Annotated in this window: 14 protein-coding genes; 5 read left to right on the top strand and 9 right to left on the bottom strand. The window is 63.6% G+C overall.

Annotated features, from left to right (window positions below):
* Positions 1–146 precede the first annotated feature (146 nt).
* The 7 genes from LB535_RS05480 to puuE all read right to left on the bottom strand — a co-directional run bounded on the left by LB535_RS05480 (position 147) and on the right by puuE (position 6,463).
* Complete coding sequence (locus LB535_RS05480; RefSeq protein ID WP_224631456.1) at positions 147–2,132, bottom strand: CocE/NonD family hydrolase; 1,986 nt, start codon at positions 2,130–2,132, stop codon at positions 147–149.
* Between the two features lie 79 nt (positions 2,133–2,211).
* Positions 2,212–2,625, bottom strand: coding sequence for a type II toxin-antitoxin system MqsA family antitoxin (locus tag LB535_RS05475; RefSeq protein ID WP_224631455.1), 414 nt, complete (start codon positions 2,623–2,625; stop codon positions 2,212–2,214).
* A 2-nt stretch (positions 2,626–2,627) separates the two neighbouring features.
* Entirely contained in the window at positions 2,628–2,933 is a 306-nt protein-coding gene (locus tag LB535_RS05470) for a type II toxin-antitoxin system MqsR family toxin (protein ID WP_224631454.1), read from the bottom strand.
* Positions 2,934–2,982: 49 nt separating this feature from the next.
* A complete protein-coding gene (locus LB535_RS05465) occupies positions 2,983–3,576 on the bottom strand; it encodes a nucleoside deaminase (protein ID WP_224631453.1) in 594 nt (197 codons plus the stop codon).
* A 15-nt stretch (positions 3,577–3,591) separates the two neighbouring features.
* Positions 3,592–4,083 (bottom strand): ureidoglycolate lyase, encoded by a 492-nt coding sequence (locus LB535_RS05460; protein ID WP_224631452.1) that lies wholly within the window; start codon positions 4,081–4,083, stop codon positions 3,592–3,594.
* On the bottom strand, positions 4,080–4,940 hold the full coding sequence (locus tag LB535_RS05455; protein WP_224631451.1) for a bifunctional allantoicase/(S)-ureidoglycine aminohydrolase: 861 nt from the start codon (positions 4,938–4,940) through the stop codon (positions 4,080–4,082). The genes LB535_RS05460 and LB535_RS05455 overlap by 4 nt, the downstream gene beginning before the upstream one ends.
* A gap of 98 nt (positions 4,941–5,038) precedes the next feature.
* Positions 5,039–6,463: an allantoinase PuuE gene (gene puuE, locus LB535_RS05450; RefSeq protein ID WP_224631450.1), complete on the bottom strand. Its 1,425-nt coding sequence runs from the start codon at positions 6,461–6,463 to the stop codon at positions 5,039–5,041.
* A 169-nt stretch (positions 6,464–6,632) separates the two neighbouring features.
* Between puuE and uraH the strand changes: the two genes are divergently transcribed.
* The 4 genes from uraH (at position 6,633) to xdhC (ending at position 11,999) form a co-directional block, all read left to right on the top strand.
* The gene (uraH, locus tag LB535_RS05445) at positions 6,633–7,007 is read left to right on the top strand and encodes a hydroxyisourate hydrolase (RefSeq protein ID WP_224631449.1); all 375 of its coding nucleotides are present in this window, start codon (positions 6,633–6,635) and stop codon (positions 7,005–7,007) included.
* Positions 7,008–7,010: 3 nt separating this feature from the next.
* Positions 7,011–8,486, top strand: coding sequence for a xanthine dehydrogenase small subunit (xdhA, locus tag LB535_RS05440; RefSeq protein WP_224631448.1), 1,476 nt, complete (start codon positions 7,011–7,013; stop codon positions 8,484–8,486).
* Positions 8,487–8,679: 193 nt separating this feature from the next.
* Entirely contained in the window at positions 8,680–11,043 is a 2,364-nt protein-coding gene (gene xdhB, locus LB535_RS05435) for a xanthine dehydrogenase molybdopterin binding subunit (RefSeq protein WP_224631447.1), read from the top strand.
* Positions 11,044–11,096: 53 nt separating this feature from the next.
* Entirely contained in the window at positions 11,097–11,999 is a 903-nt protein-coding gene (gene xdhC, locus LB535_RS05430) for a xanthine dehydrogenase accessory protein XdhC (protein WP_224631446.1), read from the top strand.
* 37 nt (positions 12,000–12,036) lie between these two features.
* Here xdhC and dps read toward each other — a convergent pair whose 3' ends face one another.
* On the bottom strand, positions 12,037–12,525 hold the full coding sequence (gene dps / locus LB535_RS05425; RefSeq protein WP_224631445.1) for a DNA starvation/stationary phase protection protein Dps: 489 nt from the start codon (positions 12,523–12,525) through the stop codon (positions 12,037–12,039).
* A gap of 225 nt (positions 12,526–12,750) precedes the next feature.
* Between dps and LB535_RS05420 the strand changes: the two genes are divergently transcribed.
* Positions 12,751–13,581: a PhzF family phenazine biosynthesis protein gene (locus LB535_RS05420; RefSeq protein ID WP_224631444.1), complete on the top strand. Its 831-nt coding sequence runs from the start codon at positions 12,751–12,753 to the stop codon at positions 13,579–13,581.
* Positions 13,582–13,670: 89 nt separating this feature from the next.
* Here the strand turns inward: LB535_RS05420 and LB535_RS05415 are convergent, their stop codons facing one another.
* Positions 13,671–14,591 carry a LysR family transcriptional regulator gene (locus LB535_RS05415; protein ID WP_140844725.1) on the bottom strand — a complete coding sequence of 307 codons (921 nt, stop codon included), beginning with the start codon at positions 14,589–14,591 and terminating at the stop codon, positions 13,671–13,673.
* Between the last annotated feature and the right edge of the window lie 18 nt (positions 14,592–14,609).

Raw genomic sequence — 14,609 nt, 5'->3', positions numbered from 1 at the left:
TGGTTCCTCACTCTGGGTATCCGACCTTATGGTCGTTTCTTGCTATTGGAGGAGATAATGACCGTAAGGGAAAGCGGCAGGCAAGACCGAATGCGACATACGGTGGCGTAAATCGTACGTCGCATTTGGACCAATCTTGCTTCGGCTCAAACCATGGAGCGGGGAATCGTCTGCTCGAAGTCGCGTTCGAAGACCAGCTTTTCGCCCTCATAGGCTTCGATTCTGGCGCTGACGATGAAGTTTGCGGCGTCCGATCGCATCTCGGCAAAAGTCTCGGTCCGCACCGACCATTCATTGCGCGACAAGGTCTGCGTCCAATGCGTGGCTCCTGTGGCCGACAGCGGGTCGTCGGGATGGATCGTCCATATCTCGCGCACGACGCTGCCATTGGCCAGCCCATGGTCGATGTCGCGCACCTCGCCGAAATCGTCGGTTATGGAAAGCCTAACCAGCCCGGTCTTCTCGTCGCGATCGACATGGCGTTCGGAATTCGCCTGCCTGATCGTCTCGGTCGCCCACGGCGTCGCGCCTTCCGGCTCAGGGAACGAAACCTCATCCCCTCTTGCCAGCGGACGCAGCGGCAGCCTCAGCGTCGCCGTCGAGAGATCAAGCCGTACCGGTTCCGGCGAGGGCCAGATCATCGGCCAGTAAGCGGTCGAAACGGCGATGCGCAATTTGTGGCCGGCCGGCACACGATATGCGCATTGGTCGAGCACCACGCGCGCCGAAACCGTCTGCCCGGGAACCAACGGTTCGGGGAATTCATGCGAGTTGCGGTGGGTCAGATTGAGCACGCCATAGGAGATCAGCTCCGAGGCGCCGTCCGGATGCACGTCGCAGAGCCGCACCGCGATGTTGGCCTGCGGCCGGTCGGAGGCAAGCTGGACATCGAGCTCCGGCGCCCCGGCTATGTCGATCGCTTCGCCGAGCTCGGGTTGATCGAAACAAACCGACAGCGCGTCGTCGAGGCGTTGGTCGCCCGGCAGTTCCGGCCCGAAGGTGAAGGGAAAATATTCGCCGCCGGCAAGTCCGCAGGTCTGTGGCGACGCGACGATCGCGGGCTTGGCGCCGTCGGGGATGAGCTCGATCGTCTCAAGCTTGATGTTGGCCGACGGCCAGGTCTGCTCGGCCACCCAGCGGCCCGGCCGCTCGGGATGCCAGCGCGCCGGGCGCACGCTGTCCATCACGTAGGCGCGGTAGGCCGGATCGGCCTCGACGCCGGTTTCAGCGCCCTTCAGCCAGCGGTCCCACCAGCGCAGCGCTTCCTGCAGGAAGCCGATCGCCGGCTTGGGCCCGGCGTAATGCGGGTATTTGTGGATCCAGGGACCGACGATACCTTTGACCGGCGACTCGATGTTGGTGACGAGATTGGAGATCGTGTTGCGGTAGCCGTCATGCCAGCCACCGATCGACAGCACGGCCGCCTGAACAGCCGAAAAATCCTCGCAGATCGAGCCGCGTTTCCAATAGGCGTCGCGATGCTGGTGGCCGAGCCAGAGCGGCAGAAGGAAAGGCTGGTTCTCCAGCCGGTTAAGCCACAAATCCCGCCAGCGGTTGCCGCCGGCAATCGCCGGATCCGGAGGCCGCGACGAATAGGACAGCATCGTCGAGGCCCAGCCGAAATTTTCCAAGAGCAGGCAGCCGCCCTTGTAGTGGATGTCGTCGGCATAGCGGTCGACCGTCGAGCACAGGCTGATCACCGCCTTCAGCGCCGGCGGCTGCTTCGCCGCCACCTGCAGGCAGTTGAAGCCGCCCCACGAGATGCCCATCATGCCGACATTGCCGTTGCACCAGGGCTGCGCGGCCGCCCAGGCGACGACGTCGCAGGCGTCCTGCAATTCCTGCTCGGAATATTCGTCGTCCATCAGCCCTTCGGAATCACCATTGCCGCGCATGTCGACGCGGATCGAGGCGTAGCCGTGGCCGGCGAAGTAGGGATGGGTGAGCTGATCGCGAAAGATGGTGCCGTCGCGCTTGCGGTAGGGCAGGTGCTCGAGGATCGCCGGCACCGGATCGTCAGTCGCGTCCTCCGGCATCCAGACGCGCGCCGACAGCCGGCAGCCATCCGGCATGACGATGCCCATATCGGGAAATTCGACGACTTTGCGGGGGAATTCGGTGACGGTTTTCATGGGGCGCATAACGCTACGCAGCGTGGCGACTTTCAATCGCCAATCGCGACTGGAGCATCAAAAAGTGCGACCTGGGTCGTTAGCGCAATTCGTCGAGCAGTTCGGGATGTTTTTCGAGCAGCGTCATCAACTGAATGGTCGGTCCACTCGGCTCGATGAGGCCTCTTTCATATTTGTCAAAAGCATTCTCTCCAACCTTGAACAGGGAACCCGCCTCGCGCTGCGACAGCTTGAGCTTTGCGCGCATGCGCCGGATAGTTTCTGGCGCCGGCACGCCGTCGATCTTTTCCTTGAGAATGCGCAGAGCGGCATCGACGGCAGCCATGTCATCCCCGATATGCACGCTCTCACCATCCGAAGCTGGATAATAGCCGGGCAGGTCAACCGTCATGCTCTCGCCCTTGTAGGTCACGGCGAATGGACGAACCCCGCGCGTCAGCGTCTCTCCTGTTTCCGGGGAGGCCATCGTTTCAGGCATCTCTTTTTTTGCCATGGCTATTTCTCCTTGAATGCCACAACCGTGAATTCAGTCACGACATCCGCCTGAAATTTCACATAGAGGATCAGGTCGCGCGCTGGGACATGGTAAACATCTTGCCAGACCCGATGATCCGCGAACGTTGTCATCGATTTTACGAACATCTTTGGTGTCATGGTGCCAATCACCTCGACGACACTCGTGCGATCGAAACCGAGACCAATGGCATCGCGCAGCGCTGATATCGTGATTGCCAGCGTATCGGCAGACCCAAACGTCGTCTTGATCGCACCAAGATCGCAAGTCGGTCTGCGCTTCTCCATACTTCAAATATGCCACCATAAAGGTGGCAAATCAAGATTCGAAAATTGCTCAGTTCAGCGGAATGTCGTTGTCGGCCTTGCTTGCCTGATAGGCCTCCGACAGCTCGTCATAGCGCGCCGAAATCCTGCCGATCCGAGCCTCCAGCCGCTGGCGCTCAGCGTCGGGCAAAGCCCTGACCAGCCTGCGTATGGAAAAGCTCTTCCAATAGGCGTTCTCGGCATTGTAGCCGCCCGGATCCAGGGTGAAGACCTCTTTCAGGATTTTCAGATCATGCGGGATGGCAAAACTGTCGCGCGAATCCTCGTGGCTGAAGAGATAGTAGAAATTGTCGAAACCGGTCCAGGTGATCGCCGACAGGCAGAGCGAGCAGGGCTCGTGCGTGGCGACGAACAGCGCATCCTTGGTGTCGACTAGCTCGGCCTTGGGCATTTCGTAGAAGCGCTTCAGGCAGTGCACCTCGCCATGCCAGAGCGGATTTTCCATCTCGTTGTTGGTCTCGGCCAGCACCAGCGAACGGTCGTCTTTCCGCAGGATCGCGGCGCCGAACAGCTTGTTGCCATGGGCGACGCCTTGCGCCGTCTTCGGCACGATGTCGTGCTCGATCACATCGAGCAGGCGGTCGATCAGCGAAATGTCGGTCATGGGAATCGCGAGCTTTCAGGGAAGGTGGATCTCGTAAGGATGCGAGAAATAAAATTCCTCAAGATTGGAGCCGTCGCCGCCGCGGTCGACGATGAGGAAATCCTGTTCCTCGCCGATCGGCGTCAGCACGCCGTGCCAGAGGTTGCGGCGGTAGTTGATGCCTTGTCCGGAGCCGGCGAGAAAGGCATGCGGCTCACCCGGACCGTCCTTGGTGTCATGGCAGACGACCACCAGGAACGGCCGCGGCGACAGCGGGATGAAGGCCTGGCTGCCGAGTGGATGGCGCTCGACCATGGTGAGCTTGAGCGGCATCTCATAGGGCGTGCCGCGCACCATCGAGATCAGCACGCGCGCATTCGGGCCTGCGGCTTCCGCCGTGGCGAGGTCGTGATAGCGCATCGCCTTGCCGTCATTGATCGGGTAGCGGTTGTCGCCGCCCATGTCGATGACGTCGCCGAACGGCGCGAAGCTCTCGCGGGTCAGCGGTCGAGCGACGATGCGGCTCACCGCGCCTTGCCCCCAAGATAGCCGCCAAGCCTGGCGTGACGGTTGACGTCCTTGTAGAGCAGGTAGCGAAAATTGCCGGGGCCGCCGGCATAGCAGGCCTGCGGGCAGAAGGCGCGCAGCCACATGAAATCGCCGGCTTCGACCTCGACCCAGTCCTGGTTGAGGCGGTAGACCGCCTTGCCTTCCAGCACGTAGAGTCCGTGCTCCATGACATGGGTTTCTGCGAAGGGGATGACCGCGCCCGGCTTCAGCGTCACGATGGTGACATGCATGTCGTGGCGCATGTCGGCCGGGTCGACAAAGCGGGTCGTTGCCCAGCGCCCTTCCGTGCCCGGCATCGGGCTCGGCGCCACGTCCTGATCGCTGGAGAAGAAGGCTTCCGGCGCGTCGAGGCCGTCGACCGCCTCATAGGCCTTGCGAATCCAGTGGAAGCGAACGGCGCTGCCGCTCTCGTTGCGCGCCGTCCAGCCGCTCGACGGCGGCAGGAAGGCAAAGCCGCCGGGGGCAAGTACATGTTTTTTGCCGGCAAGCGAAACGGTGAGCTCGCCCTCGACGACGAACAGCACACCCTCGGCGCCAGCGTCGAGTTCGGGCCGGTCGCTGCCGCCCCCGGGCAGAACTTCGACGATATATTGCGAGAACGTCTCGGCGAAGCCCGAGAGCGGCCTTGCGATGATCCAGGCCCGGGTCTCGTCCCAGAACGGCAGTGGGCTGGTGACGATGTCCTGCATCACGCCCCTGGGGATGACCGCATAGGCCTCGGTGAAGACGGCGCGGCCGGTCAGAAGCTCGTTCTGGCCGGGATGGCCGCCATGCGGGGCGTAATAGGTTCGCTCGGCAGTCTTGATCATATCCATCGGTCCTGGCCCTCAGAGCAATTCCAGGAAAAGTATGAAGCGGTTAGGTCGGCGGCTTCGCCGTGGCCTTCCATACGGAATTGCGTGAAAAATAAACATTAGAGTGGGAGCATGTCTTTCAGGCGAAGCAGCGCGATGCGTTCGACCTGTTTGCAGGCGGTTTCGAGCTCGGCGCCGCGGTTGTTGCCGATCCGCGCCTCGAACTCCGCCAGGATTTCGTCCTTGGTCTTGCCCTTGACTGCAATGATGAAGGGGAAGCCGAAGGTGGTGACATAGGCGGCGTTGAGTTTCGAGAACAGCTCGCGCTCCTTGTCGGTCAGCGCGTCGAGCCCGGCGGAGGCCTGCTCCTTCGTCGATTCCGGCGTCAGCCGCTTGGCCGCCGCCAGCTTGCCGGCGAGGTCCGGATGGGCGTTGAGCACGGAAAGCCGTTCGGCCTCGCTCGCCGCGCGGAAGACGCGGCAGAGCGCATTGTGCAGGCCGCCGGCGCTGTCATGCGCGGGCCCGAGTTCCAGTTCGTAGGCGCGCTCGGCGATCCAGGGCGAATGCTCGAACACGCCGCCGAAGGCATGCACGAATTCCTCGAACCGCATCCGCGACGGCCGCAGCGCCGGTGCCTCGTAGGGGTGCGTATCGCGCCAGTGTTTGGCGATGTCGATGCGCCGTGTCAGCCACACCTTGTTATGCGATTTCACATAGTCGACGAAGCGCTTCAGCGCCGCGACCCGTCCGGGACGGCCGACCAGCCGGCAATGCAGGCCGATATTCATCATGCGCGGCCTGCCCGCCTTGCCCTCGGCATAGAGCGTATCGAAACTGTCCTTCAGATAGGCGAAGAACTGGTCGCCGGAGTTGAAGCCCTGCGGCGTCGCGAAGCGCATGTCGTTGGCGTCGAGCGTGTAGGGGATGATGAGCTGCGGCTTCTCCAGCCCGTCGCGGTCGAACCAGTAGGGCAGCTCGTCGTCATAAGTATCGGAGACGTAGTCGAAGCCGCCTTCCTCGGCGACGAGCCGCACCGTGTTCACCGAAGTGCGGCCGGTGTACCAGCCGGTCGGCCGCGCGCCGGTCACCTCGTAGTGCAGCTTGATCGTCTCTTCGAGATCGCGCCGCTCGTCTTCGGCCGAGTGGTCGCGATAGTCGATCCATTTCAGCCCGTGCGAGGCGATTTCCCAGCCGGCCTCCTGCATCGCTGCGACCTGGTCGGGCGAGCGCGCCAGCGCCGTGGCGACGCCATAGCAAGTCACCGGCACTTGCGCTTCGGTGAACAGCCGGTGGAGCCGCCAGAAGCCGGCCCGCGCGCCGTATTCATAGATCGATTCCATGTTCCAGTGGCGTTGGCCGACCCAGGGCGCCGCGCCGACGATCTCCGACAGGAAGGCTTCGGAAGCCTTGTCGCCATGCAGAACGCAGTTCTCGCCGCCCTCTTCATAGTTGACGACGAACTGCACTGCGACATGCGCGCCGCCGGGCCATTTCGGATCCGGCGGATTTGCCCCGTAACCGCGCATGTCCCGATCGTAACGCATTGCCGCTCCTGCCCGATGGTCGAGATGAAGATATCGAAAGGAGTGCGCATGCATTCCCCCGAAAATTTTTGAAAGTGCTTTTTGCCACGCTCCGCTCGACCGGGGCTTATGCATAGCCTTTAATTGGCGCACAATTGACCTGAAACTGAACCGGGATGGGAGGCGGCCAGTGGCAGAGACGTCGAAAGCCGATGGCGGGCGCCTGACGACCCATGTGCTCGACACCGCGACCGGCCGGCCTGCAAAGGGCCTGTCGATCGGCCTTTTTCGCATCGAGGGCCAGGGCCGCACGCACCTCAAGACCGTCGCCACCAACGATGACGGGCGCTGCGATGCGCCGCTGCTTGCCGGCGCCGATTTCCGCACCGGCGAATATGAGCTGGTCTTCGCCGCCGGCGACTATCTGCGCGGCCAGGGGATCGACCTGCCGCAACCTGCTTTCCTCGACATCGTGCCGATCCGCTTCGGCATGGCGGAAGCACGGCACTACCACGTCCCGCTCTTGATTTCGCCTTACGGCTACTCGACCTATCGGGGGAGCTGAGACATGGCTGAGACCCGCAACGAAATACGCTTCATCCTGAACGGCAGCGACGTGGCGCTGAAAGACGTCGCGCCCGATGCGACCTTGCTCGACTGGCTGCGGCTCAACCGCTCGCTGCGCGGCACCAAGGAAGGCTGCGCCGAGGGCGATTGCGGCGCCTGCACGGTGCTGGTCGGCAAGCTCTCCACCGAAGGTCTAGTCTATGAAAGCGTCAATGCTTGCATCCGCTTCGTGGGCTCGCTCGACGGCACCCATGTCGTCACCGTGGAGCATCTGCGCGGCGACGGTGAAAAACTGCATCCGGTGCAGCAGGCGATGGTCGATTTCCACGGCTCGCAATGCGGCTTCTGCACGCCGGGCTTCATTATGTCGCTCTACGGGCTGTGGATGAAGACGCCCGACCCGTCCAACGCGGCGATCGAAAAGGCGCTGCAGGGCAATCTCTGCCGCTGCACCGGCTATGAGGCGATCATGCGCGCCGCGCACGCCATTTCGAGCTACGGCAAGGCGGCTAAGGATCCGCTGGCCGTGGAGCGCGACGACATCACCGCGCGGCTGAAGGTACTGCGCGATGGCGCCAGGGTCGAGATCGGGTCGGGCAAGGCGCGGCTGATCGTGCCGGCCAGTGTCGACGATTTCGCGGCCTTCCTCGAGAAGGAACCGGGCGCCACCATCGTCGCCGGCTCGACCGATGTCGGCCTGTGGGTCACCAAGCATATGCGCGACATCTCGCCGGCAATCTTCATCGGCGGCCTCAACGGCTTGCGTACGACCTCGGAAAAAGACGGCGTCATCACCATCAGCGCCGGCGTGACCTACACCGAAGCCTTCGAGACGCTGTCGAAGCGCATCCCGGCATTGGGACCGCTGGTCGACCGCATCGGCGGCGAACAGGTGCGCAACATGGGCACCATCGGCGGCAACATCGCCAACGGCTCGCCGATCGGCGACATGCCGCCGCCATTGATCGCGCTCGGCGCGCAGCTCACGCTGCGCAAGGGTGAGGCCCGCCGCACCATACCGCTCGAAACCTTCTTCATCGCCTATGGCAAGCAGGACCGTCAGCCTGGCGAATTCGTCGAATCCGTGCATGTGCCGGTGCCGGCAAAGGACACGAAGTTTGCCGTCTACAAGGTCACCAAGCGCCGCGACGAGGATATCACCGCGACGCTCGGGGCATTCTACCTGACCTTGGCTAAGGATGGCGCGGTAGCCGACATCCGCATCGCCTATGGCGGCATGGCGGCGACGCCGAAGCGCGCCGCGGCAGTCGAAAAGGCGCTTATTGGCAAAACCTGGAGTGAAGCGACAGTGGAGGCCGCGATGGCGCAATACGCCAGCGACTTCACGCCGCTGACCGACATGCGCGCGACCGCCGAATACCGGACGCTGGCGGCAAAGAACCTTCTGCTGCGCTTCTATATCGAGACGACCGGAACGAAAGCGCCGTTCCAGGTCTCGCGCAACGAGGCCGCCTGATGCGAATCAACGCGGGCAAGCGGTCGCCAGTAGCACCCTTCTCCCCGTTCACCGGGAGAAGATGCCGGCAGGCAGATGAGGGGCAGCGCCGTCGCCGATCGTTTTTCGCAAATTCGTCAATATCGGCGCTGGCCCTCATCCGACCCTTCGGGCCACCTCCTCCCCGTGAACGGGGAGAAGGGAAGGAGGCTAAATGAACAAGCACGCCACTCCCAACCTCAAGGCGGAAAAAATCGCCGGCGGTGTCGCCACCGACCAGCGGCACGATTCCGCGCACAAGCATGTCAGCGGCGCCGCCGTCTATATCGACGACATGCCGGAGCCTGCCGGCACGCTGCATATTGGCCTCGGCCTGTCGAAGATCGCGCACGGCACGCTCAAAAGCGTCGACCTGTCGGCCGTGCGTTCGGCGCCGGGCGTGGTCGATGTCCTGACCTATGCCGACGTGCCCGGCGAGAACGATGTTTCGCCGAGCAACATGCATGACGATCCGGTGCTCGCCGAGGGCAAGATTGAGTTTTACGGCCAGCCGATCTTCGCCGTTGTTGCCGAGACGCGTGAGGAAGCGCGCCGCGCGGCGCGTCTCGCAAAAATCGAGTATGACGAGCTTCCGGCCGTCATCGACATCTGGAATCTCGACCCGGTCAACGACAAGCAGGTCACCACGCCGTTGATCCTGAAGCGCGGCGACGCCGCCGCGGCGATTGCCGCCGCTCCGCGCCGCATCAAGAACCGCATGTGGCTCGGCGGCCAGGATCATTTCTATCTCGAAGGCCAGGTCTCGCTGGCGATCCCCGGCGAGGACGACGAGGTCGTCGTCTATTGCTCGACGCAGGGTCCGAGCGAGACGCAGCATCTGGTCGCCCATGCGCTCGGCGTGCCGAGCCATGCGGTGACAGTCGAAGTGCGCCGCATGGGCGGCGGCTTCGGCGGCAAGGAGACGCAGGCCAACCAGTGCGCGACCATCGCGGCCATCGCCGCCAAGAAGCTGAAGCGCGCGGTGAAGATCCGGCTCGACCGCGACGAGGACATGACCGCCACCGGCAAGCGGCACGACTTCGCCATCGACTACGAGGTCGGCTTCGACGACGAGGGTAATATCCTGGGCGTCGACTTCACCTATGCGTTGCGCTGCGGGTTCTCCGCCGACCTCTCCGGTCCGGTCGGCGACCGCGCGCTGTTCCACTGCGACAACGCCTATTTCTATCCTGCGGTGCATGCGAAGTCGGCGCCGCTCTACACCAACACCGTCTCCAACACCGCCTTTCGCGGCTTCGGCGGCCCACAGGGCATGGTCGGCGCGGAGCGCGTCATCGACGAGGTTGCCTTCGCCGTCGGCAAGGACTCGCTCGAGATCCGCAAGCTCAATTTCTACGACCCGATGGAGGCCATCGGCGAGCGCAGCGTTACGCCCTATCACCAGAAGGTCGAGGACTGCATCATCCAGCGCATCGTGGCCGAGTTGGAGGAAAGCGCGAATTATCCGCGCCGCCGCCGCGAGATCAGCGCCTTCAACAACAACAGCCGCTTCATCAAGCGCGGACTGGCGCTGACGCCGGTCAAGTTCGGCATCTCCTTCACCAAGACGGAAGCCAATCAGGCCGGCGCGCTGGTGCATGTCTATGCCGACGGCTCGGTCCATATGAACCATGGCGGCACCGAGATGGGCCAGGGCCTGCATCTCAAGGTGGCGCAGGTCGTGGCCGAGGAGTTCCAGATCGACCTCGACCGGGTCAAGATCACCGCCACCACCACCGCCAAGGTGCCGAACACCTCGCCGACGGCCGCGTCGTCCGGTGCCGACCTCAACGGCATGGCGGCGCAGGACGCCGCTCGCCAGATCCGCAAGCGGCTGACCGATTTCGCCGCCGACAAGTATCAGGTGCCGCACGATCAGGTCGTGTTCCTGCCCAACCGGGTGCGCATCGGCAACCAGGAAGTGGCCTTCAACGATCTGGTCAAGCAGGCCTATATCAATCGCATCCAGCTCTCGGCGGCCGGTTTCTACAAGACGCCGAAGATCCATTGGGACCGCAGCAAGGGCCGCGGCCATGCCTTCTACTATTACGCCTATGGCGCGGCCTGCTCGGAAGTCTCGGTCGACACGCTGACCGGCGAATATGTCGTCGAGCGCACCGATATCCTGCATGACGCCGGCCGTTCGCTGAACCGGGCTATCGACCTCGGCCAGGTCGAGGGCGGCTTCATCCAGGGCATGGGCTGGCTGACGACCGAGGAGCTGTGGTGGGACGATAGCGGCCGGCTGCGCACGCATGCGCCGTCGACCTACAAGATCCCGCTCGCGTCCGACCGTCCGAAAATCTTCAACGTCAAGCTGACCGACTGGTCCTCGGCCTATGAGCCGACCATCCACCGCTCCAAGGCTGTAGGCGAGCCGCCGCTGCCGCACGGCATGTCGGTGCTGCATGCGCTGTCGGACGCCGTCGCGAGCGTTGCCGGTCACAAGATCTGTCCACGTCTCGATGCTCCGGCGACACCGGAACGGGTGCTGATGGCGATCGAGAGGTTGAAACGGGAAGCCGCGAAGCCGGCTTAAAACGTGCAATTCGGGCCGAAAAACCCTATATTTCCCAAGTGGAAATGCAGACGATGAACTCGAAGGCGCAACAGCTGAAGGAATTCCTCGGCCGGGTCGGCCGGGCTGCATTGGTGGAGGTGGCGGCGACGAAGGGTTCGACGCCGCGCGAAGCCGGTGCCTTCATGCTTGTCTCGGCATCGTCGATTTTCGGCACCATCGGCGGCGGTCAGCTCGAATATATGGCGGTCGACAAGGCGCGGCAGGTATTGAATGCAGGGCAGCGGTCGCGATCTCCGGCCGGTGAAGCCCGTATCGAGGTCGACGAGATCTGCGCAACGCTTGACGTTCCGCTCGGGCCGGAAATCGGCCAATGCTGCGGCGGCCGCGTCGAGGTGTCGATCCGCCTCGTCGATGCTTCGCTGGAGCAGCAGCTGATCGCCAACGCTGAATCGGAAGAGGCGCGTCTGCCGCATGTCTATCTGTTCGGCGGCGGCCATGTCGGTCAGGCATTGGCAGCTTCGCTGGCGCTGCTGCCGATCCATGTCTTCGTCGTCGAGACCCGCGCCGAGGCGCTGGAAGGCATGCCGGAAACGGTGGAGACGCGGCTGATATCGTTGCCCGAAGCCGTGGTGCGCGAGGCGCCGGCCGGATCGGCCTTCGCTATCCTGACCCATGATCATGCGCTGGATTTCCTGATCGTCGCCGAGGCGCTGAAGCGCGACGACAGCGCCTATGTCGGCATGATCGGCTCGAAGACCAAGAAGGCGACCTTCAGGAACTGGTTCCTGAAATCCGCCGAGGGCAGCGAAGCGCAGTTCGCCCGGCTCGTCTCGCCGATCGGCGGCAATGCGGTGAAGGACAAGCGCCCGCCGGTGATTGCAGCGCTCGCCGCCGCAGAGATCATGACGGCGCTGGTGTCGCACGGCGCCCAGCCGGCTGCTTCGGCCGCGCCCGAAAAGACGATGGCGGGCTAACCTGCCGGCCATGTTGTGAAAGCCGGGAAGCGCCTGGCTATTCTTTTTCCTGCGTGTGCGCCTCGAGGAACCACAGCAATTTGTCGAGCGAGCGCGAATAGGCGGTGAAGATGTCCGCCGTATCGCGATCGCCGGCGTCGTCGGCCTCATCGATTGCTTCGCGGGTCAGCTTGGCGGCCGTGGCATAGCGGTCGATCAACGCCGCCAGATGATCCTTGGTCTTGTGGATGTCGGTCGGATAAGGCCTCAGCTTGGTCGCCTTCGACACTTCCTGCGAGGTGCCGTGCGCGGTGCCGCCGAGCTGCACGGCGCGCTCGGCGAGAATGTCGACATGGCCATCGATCTCCTCGCGGAATTCGTCCAGCATCTCGTGGATGGCGATAAATTGCGGGCCCTTGACGTTCCAATGCGCCTGCTTGGTGATCAGCGCCAGGTCGATGGCGTCGGCAAGCCTGGCGTTGAGCAGATCGATCGATTCCTTCTTGGCATCGGATTTGAGGTCGTTCTTGGTGACGATGGCGTCCATGGTCGGCTCCTGTCCCGCTGCGTCGCATGATGAAAGCTGAAGGCGGCCCGAACGACCGCCAATCGTCAGAACGGCGATGACCGGAATTTCGTTCCGCGTTGGATCGAGGGGCACCACCCCCGATTGCAGGTGTGACTGGCGCTCACCGCTGCTTGCTGCTTTCCTCATTTCCCAAAGCGGCGCGAAACGTGTTTGTTGCGCCTCACGGATAACGGGGTCAGGAACATGGACATATTGAAGATCGCCGCATTTTCGGACGGGAACACCGGCGGCAATCCCGCCGGCGTGGTGATTGGCGAGACGCTGCCCGACGTCGCCGACATGCAGCGTGTCGCAGCGGAAGTTGGCTTCTCGGAAACCGCCTTCGCGGCGCCCGAAGGCGGCGGCTGGCGCGTGCGCTACTTTTCGCCGGAGTCGGAAGTGCCGTTCTGCGGCCATGCCACCATCGCGCTCGGCGCGGCGCTGGTCGGAAAGTTCGGCGACGGCATCTTCAGGCTGACCCTCAACCAGGCGGACATCACCGTCGAAGGCTTTCGCGATGGCGCCAATTTTGCCGCCGCCCTGCAGTCGCCACCGACGCGCAGCAAGGCCGCATCGTCGGAACTGGTCGGCGAAGCGCTCGCCTTGTTTGGCTATGAGCCGGCCGATCTCGACCCCGCCATTCCGCCGGCGCTCATCCATGGCGGCGCCGATCATCTCGTGCTGGCGCTGAAGTCGCGCCAGACGTTGGCGGCCATGGCCTATGACTTGAAGCAAGGCCAGTCCTTCATGCGGCGGGAAGGCCTGGTCACCATCCTCCTCGCCCATGCCGAGACGCCGCGCCTCTTTCACACGCGCAACCCCTTCGCGTCCGGCGGCGTCTACGAGGATCCGGCGACGGGCGCCGCGACCGCTGCCTTTGCCGGCTACCTGCGCGATCTCGGCTGGCCGCATGGCGGCGCCATCGACATCGTCCAGGGCGAAGACATGGGCATGCGCTCGCGGCTCCATGCCGATATTCCGCCGGCGCCGGGCAGCTCGATCAGGGTTTCCGGCACGGCCAGGCTAATGGACTGATCCGAAGCAATTCCAGGAAAAATGCGCCGCAGTTAGGTTCGGCGCCTTTCGCCGTAGCCTTCCGTCCGGAATGGCGACGCCACCGGCCGTTACTTCCCGGCCAGGAGGTCCTTGATCAGCCGCTGGCAGCGCTCGGCCATGAAGTCGAGCAGCAGCCGCACCTTCGGATCCTGCAGCTTCTTGTGCGGATAGACGGCGGCGAACTGCACCGGCGTCGGCGGCGCCTGGGGCAGGATCACCTTCAGCCGCCGGTCGCGGATGAACGGCTCGACCTCGAAACGCGGCTTGTTGATGATGCCACGCCCCGATAGTGCCCAGCCGGTCAGAACGTCGCCGTCGTCGGTGTCATAGGGACCGTGCACCTCGAATTTCTGCGGTCCGTTCGGCGTCTGCAGCGTCCAGACATATTCGCGCGCGCCGGCATAGCGCAGCATCAGGCAGTCGTGCTTTTTACCGATCAGCTCCTGCGCCTCGGTCGGCTCGCCGCGCGCTTCCAGGTATTTCGGCGCCGCCACCAGCACGCGCTCGCATTCCATGATGCCGCGCATCCTGAGGCTCGAATCCTCGATGATGCCGAGCCGGAAGGCGACGTCGATGCCTTCCTTCATGATATCGACATTGTGGTCGGAGAGCCGAAGCCTCACCTCGATATCGGGATATTTGTCGTGGAAGTCCGGAATGCCTGACGCGATCAGCCTCCGGCCGAGGCCGAGCGGCGCCGTAACCCTGATGGTCCCGCGTGGCTGGCCGGAGAGCGCGGCGACCGCCGCCTCCGCCTCGGTGATCGCGTCCAGCACCTGCTTGGCGCCGGTGTAGAACACCGTGCCATGCTCGGTCGGCATCAACTGTCTTGTCGTACGGTTGAACAGCCGCACCCCAAGATGCTTCTCCAGTTCCTTGATGCGGTTGGAGGCGACCGCCGGCGAAATGCGCATGTCGCGCCCCGCCGCCGAAAGATTGCCGAGCTCGACGACACGAACGAAGACAGCGATGTTGTCGAGATAGGCCATGTGTGGCTCTCAAGCGGC

Origin of the sequence: Mesorhizobium sp. CA10, assembly GCF_020165285.1 — a bacterium.
GTDB lineage: Bacteria > Pseudomonadota > Alphaproteobacteria > Rhizobiales > Rhizobiaceae > Mesorhizobium.
This window is presented reverse-complemented; position numbering and strand designations above follow the sequence as displayed.

Coding starts and splice junctions, on each gene's coding strand:
- xdhB (WP_224631447.1), top strand. CDS start 8,680: ATGAACAAGCACGCCACTCCCAACCTCAAGGCGGAAAAAATCGCCGGC.
- LB535_RS05480 (WP_224631456.1), bottom strand. CDS start 2,132: ATGAAAACCGTCACCGAATTCCCCCGCAAAGTCGTCGAATTTCCCGAT.
- xdhA (WP_224631448.1), top strand. CDS start 7,011: ATGGCTGAGACCCGCAACGAAATACGCTTCATCCTGAACGGCAGCGAC.
- xdhC (WP_224631446.1), top strand. CDS start 11,097: ATGAACTCGAAGGCGCAACAGCTGAAGGAATTCCTCGGCCGGGTCGGC.
- LB535_RS05415 (WP_140844725.1), bottom strand. CDS start 14,591: ATGGCCTATCTCGACAACATCGCTGTCTTCGTTCGTGTCGTCGAGCTC.
- LB535_RS05475 (WP_224631455.1), bottom strand. CDS start 2,625: ATGGCAAAAAAAGAGATGCCTGAAACGATGGCCTCCCCGGAAACAGGA.
- puuE (WP_224631450.1), bottom strand. CDS start 6,463: ATGCGTTACGATCGGGACATGCGCGGTTACGGGGCAAATCCGCCGGAT.
- LB535_RS05465 (WP_224631453.1), bottom strand. CDS start 3,576: ATGACCGACATTTCGCTGATCGACCGCCTGCTCGATGTGATCGAGCAC.
- dps (WP_224631445.1), bottom strand. CDS start 12,525: ATGGACGCCATCGTCACCAAGAACGACCTCAAATCCGATGCCAAGAAG.
- LB535_RS05455 (WP_224631451.1), bottom strand. CDS start 4,940: ATGGATATGATCAAGACTGCCGAGCGAACCTATTACGCCCCGCATGGC.
- LB535_RS05420 (WP_224631444.1), top strand. CDS start 12,751: ATGGACATATTGAAGATCGCCGCATTTTCGGACGGGAACACCGGCGGC.
- LB535_RS05470 (WP_224631454.1), bottom strand. CDS start 2,933: ATGGAGAAGCGCAGACCGACTTGCGATCTTGGTGCGATCAAGACGACG.